Here is a 15,807-nt window from a genome sequence, read left to right as displayed (position 1 = left end):
ACAAAAAAACGGTTCGTGCTGCGCTCGAATACCCACGTCCCAAAATCGGGACATGGGGCACCCGTGTATGGGTCACGGAACGTCATCAATCGGAGAGGTGCCTGTAGTGTCGGTGATGATCCTCACATTCGCCTTGTAGAGGCGGTAGTTCGAGTAGCGGTGGATCTCTCCGCCGTTGCGGGCGTTCATGGTCCACAGGAGCTCCACGCGGCGGGGAAGCCACAGCTTCTCGTCCAGGCCAGACAGATGCACCTCCGCGTACTCGACCGTAGACGTAAGACGAGTGGTATTGATCTGCGGCAGAGGCGTTAGAAGGTCGGTGCGAATGCGGAGAATCCGCGATGTATCTTCGTCGACCCAGACAAGACCCTGTTGCAGCATCGGCACGTCTCCGTCCATACTGCGGATCACACCTGGAACCTTCACCCGCTCCGGTACCTGCGTAAACGCTACGACGGAGGTCTGCCGGCCGTGGATCTTCTGTGTGCCGAGATACCGGAATCGCTGCTCTTCGATAACACCGGGAACAAACAGCATCCAAAGACCGCTGAAACCGGTGGCCTGCGGCGGCATGATGGGATCTTTGGAGGTACCAAGCTCCTTGCGCGATTCTTCGAAGATCTGGAGGTCGCCGGACGGCCTTCTCCGGATGACGAACTCATAGCGCCGCTCGGCTTTTAGCACCATCTCAGGTGAAGCTACGGAGACCACAGGCCCTCGCCCGCGGCCGCCGCCGCCGCCCTGAACCTGGATATGTTCTTCCTCAAGAGCGATATCTTCACGGGCGGCCAGATTGGGGATGCGCGGCATCTGCGCAGAGACCGTCTCGCTGATGTGTTGCAGCAGAGAGTCGAGTCCCGTCTGGTCCTCGTCGATCTTCAAACCATCAAGATCGTCTATCTGGTGCTGCAACCTCTTAATTGGCAAATCGAGATAGGGGCTTACCTGTCCATAGATCGCGATCGTCTGCCGGTGTATCTGGTCCCTCGCCTGATCGCTGATGTGCTGGACTGTGTCGCCGGCTTGCTCCGCGGGGTCGCTCATCTGCTGCGCAAAGGCAGCAGGCGACACGGCAAACAGGCCAACGGCCAGAACTCGGAAAGGGAATCGCATGGGATTAACAGGAGACGTCCCGCTTGTCAATTAAGCTTCAGTTTCCTCATTAAGGAAAAACCTGTGGAAACCGAGGATAATACGCTTTTTCCTACACCCTTGTGGAACACAGGCTATTAACGAATCCCAGCAATAACGCGGGTCTGACCGCGATTTCCGTTAAACGCATCTGGTCTTTCGCACTGTGGATCGCCTGGGGGTGTGGAGAACGGGGATTTAATGGTCGTCACCATGGCGCTAAATGCCACTAAGGGGTTAAACGTCCGCAACTTTCGTCTTACGCGGACACGTTTTCTAAATCTGGACACGGGCCGAAGTAACTGGAACTAAGCGACTTCGGCCCGATATCCACTTTTCCGCGACAAACGGTTAAGACTACGGAATAACTCTTATCTTTCAACTACAGTTCTTAAAGGCATCCTTACCAGACAATGCAGTGGAAGCCTGGGAGTCCCCAAAAGACCGTGGGAGAGAAGCACATCTCGCCGGTTTCCCGGAGGATCGATGGTCGCGTTTGTTCAACGGCTGGCGACTGGGGAGTTCCTGGTTCCGACCCTCATCACAGCGCGATCGACGACAACGTAGAGCAGCTGGTCAGGATCCTTTCTGGCTTCCTTCTTGATCCAGTCGCCCGCTTTCTGACCTGCGGTTTCGTTCTCAGGCAGAGTGAGTCCGCGCTTCTGTGCGCTCAACTCCGCGAGTTGTTTGACCATGTCGAAGAAGCGCTCCTCGTTGCGTCCGCTCTGCACCCAGGCCTCGTGCACACTCAAGGGGAGGAGCTGTTCGTTGGTCAATCCGGTGGTGTATTCACCGGGATGGCTCATATTCGGGTTTTGAGAGGTTACGGACGGTTTTGGCTCCTGACCATTCATCCGTTGCGTTCCGCTGACTCCCTGGCCCATTGCAGCCGCAGGAATCGCCATCAAGACTGCTGCCAACACCATCGTCTTCATCGTGTGTCTCCTTTACCGGTAGCCGTTGCGGTAATCGCGATAGTCGCGGGAACGGTCGTTGCGGCGTTTGTCCTGGGCGGCTTTGCCTGCCAGGGCACCGACACCTGCACCGGCGGCGCCGCCAATGAGCGCACCTTTCATGCCACCGCCGAAGACAGCGCCGAGCGCAGCGCCGCCGGCGCCGCCGATCAGGGCGCCCTTTCCGGGCCCGATGCCGTGATCTTTGCGCTGCTCATAGTAGCGGCGGTCATAGCGGTCGTCGTAGCCGTTGTTGGAGTAGCTGCGGCGTGCTCCGTCGTAGAAGCGGCCGTGGCGGCCGTACTGCTGGGAGAAGGCCGGTGCGGCCACAGGGGCCAGCATCGCCGAGCAAAGTACCAGGGTTGCGAGTCTGCGCATCGCTTTATCTCCTTTTGAACCGCGAGAGCGCCGCAGATCCGGCCTTCTCCGGTTCAGTGAGCGTGAGATGCCACGTCAGAGGGAAATGCTGTCTAAAGCGTTTTCCCTGTTACTGGCTGTCCCGGAAGGAGGTGCAGCGGCGTTTTCATTGCGGAAAACGCCCATAGAACGCGGAAGCCCTACATAACGCCCGCAGGGAAAATGCTCTAATCAGGACGTGCCTGAGCTTCCTGAAGTCGAAACTGTCGCTAATGGGCTACATGAGCGTGTCTCTGGAGACACGGTGCTCAGCGTGTGGCTGGGAGAGAAGCCGGAGCCACTGAAGTCGCCGGCGGAAGAGATTGCGGAGACTCTGAAGGGAAAGAAGATCGAGCAGGTTCACCGGATCGGTAAGACCGTTGTCTTCGAACTTACGGGAGGAGCCCAGTTCCTGGTGCACCTGGGAATGACCGGCCGGCTGCTGGTGAATGACAGCGATGTTCCGTTACCGCCGCATACGCATGGCGTGCTGCACCTGAAATCGGGCCGTGAGGTTCGCTTTATCGATCCGCGGCGATTTGGCCGCATGAGCGTAACACGCGGCTACACCGGGCCAGGGAAAGAGCCGTTGAAAATCGGCCTGGACGAGTTTGTGGAGCTCTTCAAGGGCCGCAAGACGCCGATCAAAAGTGCGTTGTTGAACCAGAAGCTGCTGCATGGCGTGGGGAATATTTATGCCGATGAAAGCCTGCACCGCGCCGGGATTCGGCCAACCCGTCAGGCAGGGCGGCTGACGCGGGTGGAGCTGGAGCGTCTGCATAAGGCGGTGAAGGCGGTGCTGCAGCATGCCATCAAGCTTGGCGGATCGTCCGTTTCGGACTACGTGGACGCAGACGGGATGCGGGGATTCTTTCAGCTGGAGCACCGGGTGTATCTTCGTACCGGCGAACCCTGCCGGACGTGCAAGACGCCGATCAAGCGTCTGCTGGTGGCGGGGCGAGGAACGCACTATTGCCCGACGTGTCAGAGATAGCTCAATCCGAGTCCAGTTCTATGGAAAACCGTAGAACCAGCGTCTATGAGATTCCAAAGAAAATAGAACGGGTTCCTAGGGATCTATCTAAGTTGTTGAATTTATAAGGAATACAGGTTTGGCATGGGCCGTGCTTATAGGAAGGGTGGTTCGCAGATGCGCGAGACGCACGCACCGAACGAGCCGGAGAGATATCACAGCCCAAAGAGGCATTGTGAACCCCGGATCGGTTCTGGTTCCTGGTTAGGGACCACTTTATGGGAGGCCAGTGATGGCCATTACGAAAGGCTACCGGGGCGGTAGCCTTTCGTCGTTAAGGGGAGTGACTTGCCAAGCACCTTCCCCTCGGGTAGTATGGTGTTGCCTATCGGAAGGCTGAGAAGGCTGAGGCCGTGATCGACTCCCTCACTCCTAGGGGAGCGATTTGAACGGCCCGCCAGGTTTCCAAATTCTTGCAGGCGGATAGACAAAGGTTTCACCAAGACACTGGTGTGCCAACGGTTGTGGGGAAGCGCCTGCATGAACTGCCGGCGAACGCAGCCAGAGATAAGACGAGACGAAGTTCCTTTCGAGTAGAACTTGAGACTGTTTTCTCCGAGAAAGATATTCCGGTTATAGAAGCCAAGGTTGCGCGGGACGCGACTGCAATGCGGCTGCGTCTGAGGGCAGCCGAAGAGCTTTTCAAACCGAAGAAATGTAAGTGAACCAGGAAGTGGAAGCATGAATTCAGAGCAGAACCTGCCCGAGGCAACAGCGCCTCAGGGCCCTCCACCTGTAAGTTCCGAAAACGGACAAGCCACTGCCCCGGGTCAGGGCACATCGCGCAGCAGCCGCCGCCGCCGCCGCCGCCGTAAAAACAAGCCCACCGATGCCGTGGCGTCCCCTGAGGGTCAGATCGTGATCCAGAGTGGGGAAGACAGCGACTTTGTGCCCCAGCCGAAGCCGCAGCAGGCCGGTACCCAGCCACAGCAGGGCCAGCAGAACAGTCCCAGCGCCAAACGCTGGAAGAAGAAGCAACGTCGCCGCGAACGCCAGCGTACGGACGGTGGTAGCTACAGCCCCGGTAACCAGATCGAGCCCGGAAACAGCGTCAACGGTGGTGGGTTCGCCCGCCGCAAGCAGAAGACGAAGGGGCCGCGCAGCTTTGTGGGACCGATGGACCACAGCTATCGCGAGGCGAACGGCAACTACGCTGAGACTTCGCCCTCGACAATGGAGCTTAACGGCAACGTCCGTGGCGGACACGGCAAGCAGCGCCGTAACTATGACTTCGAAGGCGGCAATGTCGACCGTCTGCCGCCTGAGCTGCGTGCGCCGATCAGCAACGCGGTGGTCCGCGAGGATGCTCCCACACATATCTACTTCTTCGTCGAAGATCTGTTCCTGACGGCGAAGATCAACGAAGCCGCGCGCAAGCTGGGCGTGAAGGTCAGCTTCATCAAGAACGATCCGGAGCATTTGGCGCAGTTGTTCTCCGGCGAGGAGCGCACCAAGCCATCCCTGATCGTCTTCGACCTGAACAACCCGGGTGTGAAGCCGCTGACCCTGGTGCCGAAGATCCGCACCAAGCTCAAGCGTACGGTCTCAATCCTCGGCTTCCTTTCGGTGCTGCAGGGCGACCTGAAGGCCAAAGCGACCGAGGCCGGATGCGACACGGTCATGCCGAAAGCAGCGTTCAGCCAGAATCTACCGAACCTGCTGCGCCGCTATGGCTCAGAGGACGAGGAAGAACCAAACTTCAATCAGTAAGCATTCCCTGTAGGTGTCGTGTAGGGCTTCCGCATCTATGGGCGTTTTCCGCAATGAAAACGCCACTACACGTTTCTTCCGGGATACCCGGTAACAGGGAAAATGCTCCAAAGTCCAGGTGGTGGACATACTGAAAAGGGACGGCATCGCGCCGTCCCTTTTCTTTCTCCCAAGCCACGGATGATGGTTTCTTTGTTGCCTCGAAAACAATAAAAAAGATTGGCAGTCAGGACGTATGGATGAGAGTATGTCGCAAGCCTTCCCCTGGTCTGTCTTACGTTACTACCGTGTCTGTCGCACCTCCGTTGTGGAGACGATTGCGGGAAGAGCGTCTTTCACGGCAGAGAGTGGGAGGAAGAGGCCAGGATGGACATGCGGACGCTGCTGCTGGAGCGGGTTTGCCTGCTGAGCTTCTGCACGTTACTGGTCCTGGTGAACCTGCGTCAGCACCGCGCTACGCGTGGTCTGCTTGCATTTGCGGCGAGCAATGTTGGCTATCTGATCGGCGGCATCCTGATTGCGAACCGCGAGCATCTGCCGGTATGGGCAGCAGTGGTGCTGGCGAACTTCCTGTACAGCATGGGATATGTGCTGCTGCACCGCTGTCTGGCTGAGTTCTTCGGAGAACGACAGTGGTATTGGCGAGGGCAGTGCGCGATGGCGGCGATCTCGTTGCTGTTGTGCCTGACGTTCACCTATGGATATCCGAATATACGGCTACGGCTGGCGGGAATTGGCCTGGCGACAGGATTCCAGTTTGCCTTTGCCGCGCTGGTTGCTGCGCATGGCTGGTATACGCGCATGCGTGCTCCCGCCATCACGATGAGCGCGGTACTGTTTTTTTCGGCGGCGCTAAACCTGCTGCGCATTCTGCTGACGCTGATGTGGGGAACCACGCAGACGTACTTGAAAGCTGACGACATTCAGACGACGACCGTGATGTTGAACACGACGATCTTCGTCTCGATTGATATTGCATTTCTCTGGATGATGGCAACCGCGCTGCGCGATGAGCTGCACACGCAGGCGATGGCGGATCCGTTGACAGGAGTGATGAATCGTCGTGCCTTTGAAAAGGCTTTAACGAATGCGGTGACGCGCAGCCGCGAGACCGGCCAGCCATTGGCTGTGGTGATGATGGATCTCGACGACTTCAAAGGAATCAACGATACCCTGGGTCATCGCGCCGGCGACAAAGCGTTAATGGCTGCGACGCAGTGTCTGCGCGAGGGACTGAGAGAAGCCGACGCCATCGCGCGGATGGGCGGCGATGAGTTCGTGATCCTGCTGCCAAACTGTCCACGAAATGGCGCCCATGAGATTGCGGAGCGGCTGCGCGCGGCGATCGAAACCAGGAGTATTCCGTTTGCCGAAGAGGCAATCACGCTGAAAGCCAGCTTCGGTGTCGCTACTCTGAGTGATCCGACAATGGAGGGAGACACTCTCCTGATCGAGTGTGACCGGGCGCTGTATACAGCGAAACGCGTTGGCGGGAACTTTGTGTATGTCACTGGGTGATCGCTCCGAAAGAGAAGATCACCGCCGAGGGAGTAGAGTTGGTCTCCTATCACCTTCGCTGGAGGCGCCATGAGTGCACCGAAGGACGTCATCCTCCTGATTGACGGGACAAGACAGGGCCCGGAGAAGCCAACGTCAATTCCCACGAACGTTGAGTGCCTGGCCTATTTCCTGAATGCCGAGCCTCTGCGAAGTCCGGATATCTATCCCAGGGCTCCCAATGACAGATCTGGCCTGCGTGTCCCGAAATCAAGTGCCGTTGTGGGATATATCAGTGGCGTGGGAGCCGATACGCCGCCAGGTTTCGATCTCTTCCCCGGGGCGACAGGCCACGGAATGGCGGATACCATTCGTCTGGCGTACAGGTTCCTCCTCGCCCGCTATCAACCTTCGGATCGAATCTTTCTGTTCGGCTTTTCGCGTGGCGCGTTTGCTGTTCGATCTCTCGCGGGGTTTGTCGATTGCGTAGGCGTCGGTCTCCGCGTGGTGCCTGAGGACTCGCTCGACCTGGCAATCGACGAAGCATATTTCGCCTATGAGTTTCTGGAAGGGGATACGAAGGCTCTTCGTACCGGGATCAATGAGTATCTGCATGAATATCTCAAAGGCTCGACGCACGATACCCGCGAACGTGCTTTTGAGTTTGAGTCTCTTCCCATCTACCTGATCGGCATCTGGGATGCGGTCGAAGCCTTGGGATTACCGTCGAAAGCCTCGGCCGTGACACGAGTCTTCAACTCGTATCATCAGACCATACTTCCTCCGAATGTCTCACACGCCTATCACGCCCTGGCGCTGCATGAACTTCGTTCGGACTTCGAGCCGCATGTGTGGACGAATAAGGATCGAGATGAGCAAGTGCTCGAACAACGATGGTTCGCGGGAGATCACAGCGATATTGGCGGTGGACATACCGGCCGCCAGCTCGCTGATGTCTCGCTGGAGTGGATGTTGCGCTGTGTCGAGCAGGCGGGATTCGCCAGCGTTCATCCACTCGCGCAGTACGCCGCACAGAAGGCGGCCCTGGCCGATATTCAGCAGAGATGGCAGGACATTATCTATTGTGTCCTGCCTCCGAAGGCCCGCCAGATTCTTCAGAACTACGACAGAGACCTGAACATCGAACCATTGCTGGGCGGCAGCTTCGACCCCACGGTCACAAATCGTCTGTCGTCAGGACAGGAGATCGATTACTCACGGTTTCGCATCGGCTTCGGTAAGACCTTCGGTGTCCGCAGCCATGATCTCCAGATCGGTGCGCTTCGACAGGTCGATCAATGCACGATTCGCGGACTGCTGCGGAAGGACCCCCGCTTCCAGAGCTTGACTGCGGCGCGGCAAGAGAAGCTACTCCACGCGGAGACCTTCGTAGATTGGGCCGATGCTGTGAAGCAGCTATTGGCTCAATCAGGTGAGCAGGCAGCAGACCAGATGCATCAAGGGCTTTCCAAAGGCATCAGTGTTGGTAAGTCCCTCGCTGACGGGCTGATTAAGAAAAATATCGATGGAGAAAGACCATGACGTGATTGGTGCTCTGGATAATTCTCCGAGGGGTCTCTCCGCCGAATCGATGACCGGGCTTCGTGACAATCAAGTCCGAAGGTCAGTGGTATCGTGGCCACGAGCGAAAACACATCATGATGGCACGGTGGATCTTTTCCGCAGTTGTTCTTGTTCCGGCGCTGGTAACAGCGTGCGCGTGGGGGCAGGCGTGTGAGCGGCTGCAGGCTGGATCGTCGTCGGTTTCCATTACGACTGCGAAAACGGTTGCCGCGGGTGCATTTACGACGTCCGAAGGTAAGGGAGGCTTCTCCAATCTTCCTGCCTTTTGCCGTGTAGCTGCCAAGTTGAGGCCCACGAGTGATTCCGACATCGGGATTGAGGTCTGGCTTCCGGTCAATGGATGGAACGGCAAGTTCCTCGCTGTCGGCAGTGGCGGATGGGGCGGATCGATCGCTTATGATGCGATGGCAGAGGCGTTGCGCCGCGGGTATGCAACCAGCGCGACCGACGATGGCCATACAGGCAGCAGCGGCAGCTTCCTGATGGGGCACCCCGAAAAGTTTGTCGACTTTGCCTATCGCGCCGAGCACGAGATGACGGTGGAGGCGAAGGCGTTGATCAAAGCCTTCTATGGACGCGATGCTCGCTACTCGTACTGGAACGGATGCTCCGGCGGCGGACGTGAAGGGCTACTGCAGGCGGCGCGTTTTCCTGACGAGTTTGATGGCATCATTGCCGGCGATCCGGCGAATGTCCGCCGTAATGCCTGGGCTCTGTGGCTTGCGAACCAGACCTTCAAAGATCCTGCCGATGAGATTCCGGCAGGCAAGTATCCAATGATTCATCAGGCAGTGCTCAACGCCTGTGACGCGAAGGATGGAGTAAAGGACGGTCTGATCGAGAACCCCGAAAGCTGTCAGGTCGACCTCAAGTCTCTTGCGTGCAAGGGAGAGGACAAGGCCGACTGCCTGACGGAGCGGCAGGTCCATACCGCGCAGACGATCATCAGTCCGGCGACCGATGCAAAGGGACAGGTGTATTTCCCGCGCCTGGAGCCCGGGACAGAGCTTCGCTGGGCGCGCCTGGCAGGTGGCCCTGCTCCTGCAGATCTGTTTCTCGATCAGTTCCGCTACCTGGTCTATCAGGATCCCAACTGGGACTGGCGCAGCTTCGACCTGGAAGGCGATGCGGCAAAGGCGAACGCAATCAATAAAAATGTCGATGAGCTGGATCCAAATCTAACGGCGTTCTCCAGACGCCATGGCAAGCTGCTTCTGTATCACGGCTGGGCAGACCAGCAGGTGGCTCCGGGATCGACGGTTGAGTTCTATGAGTCTGTACTGCATGCGACCGGCGATTCGGCCAATGCGCCGGAGTGGATCCGGCTGTACATGATGCCGGGCATGGGGCATTGTTCCGGCGGAGAAGGGCCTGACACCTTCGACAAGATTGGCGTCCTCGAAGAGTGGGTGGAGCATGACAAGGCTCCCGCGGAGATCGTGGCGTCGCATCAGAGCCATGGAAAGGTTGACCGTGCCCGTCCGCTTTGTCCTTATCCCCAGGCCGCGCATTACAAGGGCAGCGGCAGTATCGATGACGCGAAGAACTTCTCATGTGCCGCTCCGCGCTGAGGAGGCAATTCCGACGGGCTGGCTCCAGTGCCAAATTATTGTTGACATGTACTAGTTAAGTAGTACATTTGTTGCCATGAAGTCCCGGTTAGAAAAACCGCGCCCGCCGTTCCGTTTTCGACTTGATGCGGTGAGCGGCGTCCCTGTTTACCGGCAGGTCATCGATCAGGTATGCGGTGCGCTGGCTACGGGTGCTCTGATCGCAGGCGATCAATTGCCCACCGTGCGTCAGCTCGCGGTCGATCTGGCAATCAATCCAAACACAGTCGTGCGTGCGTATCGTGAGCTTGAGCTGAGCGGGCTTATTGAGACGCAGCAGGGTTCAGGTACGTTCATTGGCGAAGGCCGGCTACGCAACGCCGACGCCGAGCGTGAGCGGCAGTTGAATCAGATCGTGGATGAAACGATCGCGCGTGCGGGCGCAAGTGGGTTTTCACTCGAGGAGCTGATTACAGCATTACGAGCAGCAAAAGAACGGGTTCGGAAGGAGAGATCATGACAGCCAGAACGGGCACCTATAGAGGAACAAACCAAGTCGCTTTGATGGCTTTTGGAGTATGTTGTGTCCTTGGAGTGATCGGAAGCAAAGTAACTCAAACACCTGTCCCGGCGGTGCTGGGAACCCTGGTGGGTCTTTATCTGCTCAACTCCATCAAGGTCGTGAAGCAATGGGAGAAGGTGGCGTTGCTTCGTTTTGGCCGCTACCGGCGTCTCCAGGGAGCCGGCATTTTCTTGATCATTCCTATCGTCGATACGTTGACCCCGTATGTGGATCAGAGGATTCGCCTTGCCAGTGTTACGGCCGAATCCACCCTGACCCGCGATACGGTCCCGGTGAATGTGGACGCGATTGTCTTCTGGATGGTCTGGAATGCGGAGAAGGCCATTCTTGAGGTCGAGAACTACTTTGATGCGATCTCGTTGAGCGCGCAGACAGCGTTACGTGAGTCGATCGGGCGCCATGAGCTGGCGCAACTGGTGGCCGATCGCGAGACGCTTGGCCGCGAGCTGCAGAAGATTCTGGATGAGAAGACGACTCCGTGGGGAATTACCGTGCAGTCGGTCGAAGTGCGAGATGTGCAGATTCCCGCAAGTCTGCAGGACGCGATGTCGCGGCAGGCACAGGCAGAACGGGAACGCCAGGCACGCATCATTCTGGGCCTCGCAGAGACGGAGATCTCCGACAAATTCGTCCAGGCTGCTGCAGCATACGAGGCAAATCCGGTCGCCCTGCATCTGCGTGCGATGAACATGCTGTATGAAGCGATCAAAGAACGTGGATCGATGGTAATCGTGCCCTCTTCCGCAGTGGAGACGATGGGTCTGGGAGGTATGCTCGCAACCACCGCTCTGAACAAAAACGGAGGATCCAACCAACTGGTCTGAGCCAGAGCATTTTCCCTGGAGGTGTAGTGCAGGGCTTCCATATCTATGCGCGTTTCCGCAATGAAAACGCCGCTGCACACCCCTTCCGGGATATCCAGCAACAGGGAAAGCTCTAAGTCGCCTCTACGGCTGCCAGCGTGAATACGAAACGCGATCCTGCATCTTCCGTGACAGGGAAAAGATAATTTGCTGATTTTCTGCTGACGTTCTTTGCGTAATCGTCGAGGATCATAAAAGCTTCCCGGCTACGTTGGTTCCAGGAAAGGTCATGCTGAAAACAAGGCATCTTCTTCATCCGTGGAAGACCATTCGAACCGTCCGGGACCTGCTGGCGGCCCACCGCGACCTGCAACGATTTGCGCAGGAAAGCGAACGCCGCTTTCGAGGAGATCCTCGGTACAGGCTTGATGATGTCTCGGCCGGATTCGCTCTCCATGCGATGGACGAAGAGCAGGACGACGATGATCTCCTTACACGAATCTGCGATGCCTATCTTCAAGCCGCGGAGATAGAGAAGACCGTTCCCGAGGCTTACCAGGCGACGCCATGGTGGCAGGAGGTTCGGCGCTCTGCTCTCGGCCCTGTGATGAGCGCTCTGAGAGAGCGCAACCTTCCGGCGTTACGCAGCTCGTATCGGAACTTCTACCGAGATGCGTGTTCCGTGGGGTTGGTGGGACGTCCGCTGAGTATCTCGCGCGCCTATCGCGATGGCCGCATGAAAGATACCCATCGTCGCTTTCTTCTTGGAGATGCGCTGCATCGTCTCGATTACTGGCAGAGAGCGACAGACCGTCGATTCCCCACGGAGGATCTCTCCGGGCCGATGGTGGGCAATCCCTTCGGTGTCGTGGTGGGCCAGACGCTTATCCGGTCAGCTACGGAGTACCAGCACTACTGCGCCCAGCGTCTCCGAGACATGCACGACGGATCGAGCGCAGTGATTGCCGAGATTGGTGGAGGCTATGGCGCGATGGCCCACTATCTGCTGCGCGACTGGCCCGGCGTTACGTATCTGGATTTCGACGTTCCGGAGAGCATCGCGCTGACCTCCTACTACCTGATGAAGTCGCTGCCGCAGCTTCGTTTTGTCCTGTATGGGGAGCAGCCCATAACGGCAGCGACCATCGCCGGAGCGGATGTCATCCTGATGCCTCCCTGGGTTCTGCGGGAGATGCCTCCCGGTTCTGCGGATACGGTCTTCACTTCGCACACGCTGTCCGACACGACGCCCGAAGCGACGGTGGTGTATCTGAACGATATCGGTCGCGTGGCGCGACGCCATTTCTTCTATATCGGCTCCGTGCGCGGAGCAGAAACCGTGATGGAAGCGATGCCACAGGGACAGAGCCTGTTGTCATTGCAGCAGAGTCTTCCCTCGGAATGGAATCTCCATCGTGTGCCCGATGCGCGGGAAGTGGAACGTATATATCGCGTAACGTCCTAGCTATCGCAGCCATGCGGAGAGATCCCGATCGATGAGGTCCTGCAGCCGCAAAATATCCTCGCGGTAGTAGCTAACCAATCGTGCACGATCTTCCGGCGGAAGCGTCGGCAGCACGTGCTCGCGCGGAGCCCGCTTCTTCCTGGCGGCCTCCAGCATGGTTTTCGGCAGGACCTGTTTGGCCAGGGCTTTAAGCTGCCGTAGTCGAAGTGTACGACTCAGCCCGGCAAAGCGCGGTACATGCGGGGTGGAGGGAACTTCAATTGGCCCCGGGCGATAGCTGCAATCGACGCCGAGAAAGGTGAAGATGCGCTCCAGCCATGCAGTGCGGTCTGCCTGCGTCTCCTCATAAAGCGACAGGTGAATCTGGGCGGCAGGGAAACACTCCCGGTAGCGGCGCAACTGAGCGGTGTAGTTGCCAAAGTCGAGAAAGGGATGGAAGATGCCGAGCTTCTGTTGATCGCAGGCCATCGCCAGATCGAGATGTCTGCGAAATGCATGCCCCACGGTTCCATCGGAGATGCTCTTCAGGTATTGGTGAAACGCGCGCTCCGCGGGGTCCATCAGCACGATCACGATGCGAGCCTTGGGATTATCCCTCGCAATGGCGTATGGCGCGGTCGAAGACCAGAGATAGCAGACGCTTCCTTCGCCGATGGCCTTCTCTTGATGTACGCCGGCAAAGAGCCGTTCGTAATCTTCTCTGCGGCTGACGACTCCACCAAAGCGCTTCTGTTGCATGGGTCCTGAGATGTACTGCCGCGTCGCCTCTTCGGCCTGCGACATCTGTTCCCGGATCTGTGCGTCGAAGTTCTCCCGGCGAATCTCTGACGAGTAGAAGCAAGGCTCCTTCAACGGGCTCATGTAAATCTCAGGATGCTGGTCGAGCTCGTAATAGAGGAGGTCCGTTCCAGCCTTTGGCGCGCCCACAATAAAGAAGTTTGGAATCGGCATAGGAAGCGCCCAGACGGGCACATGGAGTCTATCGTGCGGGATGGCATGCAAATGTCATCGTTTGGAGACAACTCACTCCGCTCAGGGTCATCCGTTTTGTGCGGGGTGCTGATCGCGATGCCGGACAGGCAGAGCCAGATAGAGAATAATCCCCGCCAGCACGACGATGACGCCGGCTGCCGTAAGGACCGGCAGCAAGCCCCATGCATCCAACAACCAGTTCCAGGCGTTTGAGGTAGTTGCCGCACCGCTGGTCTGGATACGGTAGGTCCAGATTCCGCGGCCGATGCCTGTGACGATGGCAAGGATGATTGCCAGCGCAACAAGCTGTCCGGCAAGCAGCGGCCGTTCCATCTGTTGCAACATGGCGCTTCTACGCCTGGCCTGGGCCTTCCACCACAGCAGGCTGACGCTGCCTGGCTGCACTGCTGCGATACTCGTAGCGCGCAGGCCCTGGAGATGCTTCGTGACCAGCACCTCTTCAGTGCATCGCGCGCAGGTCTGGACATGGGCCTGCAGTTCCGCGCAGGCCTGCGGCCAGTGCCCCTGTGAGAGTGCATGCCGCACTTCTTCCAAACGAGTGCATCCGTTCAGATTCATACTGTTCCCCTGCCGTTCTTCCCCAGTGCCTGTGCCATCTGGCGTCGGGCGCGAAAGAGCAGCAGCCGGATGCTCGTTACACCCAGCCCTGTGATCTCCGCGATCTCGCGGTGAGAGTAGTTTTCCGCATGCGCCAGCCACAGCAGTTGGCGGTCGCGAGGACGCAGTGAAGCCATGGCGGGCTCGAGCGAAAGCCGCGACTCCATCTGCGCTGAGGTGTCCTGGGCCAGCCGCTCCGCGGGCGCGTCTTCGATAGAGAGAGCACGCGGACGGCGCCAGTAATCGCGCAGCAAATTGCTGGCAATGCGGAAGAGGTATCTGCGCGAGGCGATCTCTCCTTCGGCAAGAGGTCTGACACAGAGAAAGCGCACATAGCTCTCCTGCATCAGGTCGTCCGCCAGGGCTGCATCGCCTGAGGTGCGCGCCAGGTAGGCCCAAAGCTGTCGCGAAGAGCGCTCGTAGAAGGCTGCGAACTGATCGCTGTCCATAGCAGGATCTGCCGTCTGAGCCGCGGCGCCAGTCATGATTCCCGGAATGACGTTTTCCCAGTTCATCGTGAAGCTCCCTGCGGCCCAGCGCCCTCGTTAGGTGCGATCCTGCTGCGCATCGTTCTGGTTCTCCGATAGTAGCCCCAAACGGGAGCTGACCCGCCAGGTAATTGCGGCGGAGAGCAGCAGAGCGATACCCGGCATCATGATTACTACGCCGGCCACCAGCAGCGGGGCGGCAAACTCCGGAAGGCTATGGCGGAGCAGCACCAGACCCAGCCCCAGAAGCGCCAACACCAGCCCGATCTGCAGCGACGCAATCACTCGTCCCAGGCCGCCCGACATCCGCTGACGTTCCATGCCCATGGGAATGGGGGCAGCCTCCAGAAAGCGTCTGCCGGACTCGGTGCCCATGTACTCCATCAGGTTGTCGGTGGTAGCGAAGCGCTCGATCAGCTTGCCATGGATATCGCTCTGCAGGCGGAAGACGCGGCTCCATCTGCGATTTTCGAGAAGGATGCGAATCAGCCACATCAGGCTGCCGATCGCGCCGGCGAAGATGAGGGCCTGCATGATGTCCATCATGTACTGGCGCTTCAGCTCCAACAGGTTCATCTGGTTGTTGTTGTTTCCACGGCGGCGAAGCGGCTCGGTATGCCGGCCGCGCTGCTCCGGGAACTCCGCGAAGAGATAGAAGTCCGGATTCCTTGTGATCTCAGGGTGCTGCGCCAGGAATCGTGCCAGCTCGGGATTCACGCGATTGATGTAGGCGTCGTCCGCCAGCAGAGTTGGGTCGGTGGTAAGCACCTGGGTCAACGTTGGACTCATCCGAAGAAGCGCCAGTAACTGATCCCGCTTAACCGCCAGATCGTCGTCTGTGGGCGCCGGCGGAACCGGCACAACTTGTTTGGCAGCTTCTTTCGGCTGCGAAAAGACGTGGCCAGGGCAGAATGTCATCGCCAGCAGAAGTGTTGTCGCCGGCATCAGCTTCGAACGGTAAAGACCCATTGCAGTCATCCTTGGAAAGGTCATTTGGAAATGTTCTTCGCCTATACAACGGAGA

General features: G+C 58.3%; 15 protein-coding genes. 8 read left to right on the top strand and 7 right to left on the bottom strand.

The features are described 5' to 3' along the window. Positions 1-72 precede the first annotated feature (72 nt). The 3 genes from AB4Y89_RS18800 to AB4Y89_RS18790 form a co-directional block, all read right to left on the bottom strand. Entirely contained in the window at positions 73-1,113 is a 1,041-nt protein-coding gene (locus AB4Y89_RS18800) for a hypothetical protein (protein WP_442302479.1), read from the bottom strand. Positions 1,114-1,631: 518 nt separating this feature from the next. Continuing rightward, positions 1,632-2,066 (bottom strand): hypothetical protein, encoded by a 435-nt coding sequence (locus AB4Y89_RS18795; RefSeq protein ID WP_442302478.1) that lies wholly within the window; start codon positions 2,064-2,066, stop codon positions 1,632-1,634. Between the two features lie 12 nt (positions 2,067-2,078). Further along, a complete protein-coding gene (locus AB4Y89_RS18790; RefSeq protein ID WP_442302477.1) occupies positions 2,079-2,462 on the bottom strand; it encodes a hypothetical protein in 384 nt (127 codons plus the stop codon). A gap of 217 nt (positions 2,463-2,679) precedes the next feature. Between AB4Y89_RS18790 and mutM the strand changes: the two genes are divergently transcribed. From mutM to AB4Y89_RS18750, 8 genes are all read left to right on the top strand, one after another. Further along, the gene (gene mutM, locus AB4Y89_RS18785) at positions 2,680-3,474 is read left to right on the top strand and encodes a bifunctional DNA-formamidopyrimidine glycosylase/DNA-(apurinic or apyrimidinic site) lyase (protein WP_442302476.1); all 795 of its coding nucleotides are present in this window, start codon (positions 2,680-2,682) and stop codon (positions 3,472-3,474) included. A 720-nt stretch (positions 3,475-4,194) separates the two neighbouring features. Then, the gene (locus AB4Y89_RS18780) at positions 4,195-5,223 is read left to right on the top strand and encodes a response regulator (RefSeq protein WP_442302475.1); all 1,029 of its coding nucleotides are present in this window, start codon (positions 4,195-4,197) and stop codon (positions 5,221-5,223) included. A gap of 366 nt (positions 5,224-5,589) precedes the next feature. Beyond that, on the top strand, positions 5,590-6,741 hold the full coding sequence (locus AB4Y89_RS18775) for a GGDEF domain-containing protein (protein WP_442302474.1): 1,152 nt from the start codon (positions 5,590-5,592) through the stop codon (positions 6,739-6,741). Between the two features lie 69 nt (positions 6,742-6,810). Then, positions 6,811-8,262, top strand: a complete 1,452-nt coding sequence (locus AB4Y89_RS18770; protein ID WP_442302473.1) for a phospholipase effector Tle1 domain-containing protein — start codon at positions 6,811-6,813, stop codon at positions 8,260-8,262. A 116-nt stretch (positions 8,263-8,378) separates the two neighbouring features. Beyond that, entirely contained in the window at positions 8,379-9,875 is a 1,497-nt protein-coding gene (locus tag AB4Y89_RS18765; protein ID WP_442302472.1) for a tannase/feruloyl esterase family alpha/beta hydrolase, read from the top strand. 76 nt (positions 9,876-9,951) lie between these two features. Then, positions 9,952-10,374 (top strand): GntR family transcriptional regulator, encoded by a 423-nt coding sequence (locus AB4Y89_RS18760; RefSeq protein WP_442302471.1) that lies wholly within the window; start codon positions 9,952-9,954, stop codon positions 10,372-10,374. Continuing rightward, entirely contained in the window at positions 10,371-11,261 is an 891-nt protein-coding gene (locus AB4Y89_RS18755; RefSeq protein ID WP_442302470.1) for a slipin family protein, read from the top strand. The genes AB4Y89_RS18760 and AB4Y89_RS18755 overlap by 4 nt, the downstream gene beginning before the upstream one ends. A gap of 268 nt (positions 11,262-11,529) precedes the next feature. Next, positions 11,530-12,705 (top strand): putative sugar O-methyltransferase, encoded by a 1,176-nt coding sequence (locus tag AB4Y89_RS18750; RefSeq protein WP_442302469.1) that lies wholly within the window; start codon positions 11,530-11,532, stop codon positions 12,703-12,705. Here AB4Y89_RS18750 and AB4Y89_RS18745 read toward each other — a convergent pair whose 3' ends face one another. The 4 genes from AB4Y89_RS18745 to AB4Y89_RS18730 all read right to left on the bottom strand — a co-directional run bounded on the left by AB4Y89_RS18745 (position 12,706) and on the right by AB4Y89_RS18730 (position 15,752). Continuing rightward, positions 12,706-13,656 carry a sulfotransferase gene (locus AB4Y89_RS18745; protein ID WP_442302468.1) on the bottom strand — a complete coding sequence of 317 codons (951 nt, stop codon included), beginning with the start codon at positions 13,654-13,656 and terminating at the stop codon, positions 12,706-12,708. An 87-nt stretch (positions 13,657-13,743) separates the two neighbouring features. Next, the gene (locus AB4Y89_RS18740; protein ID WP_442302467.1) at positions 13,744-14,256 is read right to left on the bottom strand and encodes a hypothetical protein; all 513 of its coding nucleotides are present in this window, start codon (positions 14,254-14,256) and stop codon (positions 13,744-13,746) included. Next, positions 14,253-14,810 carry an RNA polymerase sigma factor gene (locus AB4Y89_RS18735; RefSeq protein ID WP_442302466.1) on the bottom strand — a complete coding sequence of 186 codons (558 nt, stop codon included), beginning with the start codon at positions 14,808-14,810 and terminating at the stop codon, positions 14,253-14,255. Before AB4Y89_RS18735 ends, AB4Y89_RS18740 begins: the two co-directional genes overlap by 4 nt. Positions 14,811-14,840: 30 nt before the next feature. Next, positions 14,841-15,752 carry a hypothetical protein gene (locus AB4Y89_RS18730; RefSeq protein ID WP_442302465.1) on the bottom strand — a complete coding sequence of 304 codons (912 nt, stop codon included), beginning with the start codon at positions 15,750-15,752 and terminating at the stop codon, positions 14,841-14,843. Positions 15,753-15,807: the final 55 nt, after the last annotated feature.

The organism is Terriglobus sp. 2YAB30_2, from assembly GCF_052114765.1.
Classification (GTDB): Bacteria; Acidobacteriota; Terriglobia; order Terriglobales; family Acidobacteriaceae; genus Terriglobus.
Note: the sequence above shows the minus strand (reverse complement) of the source record. Positions and strands in the feature narration are given on the sequence as shown.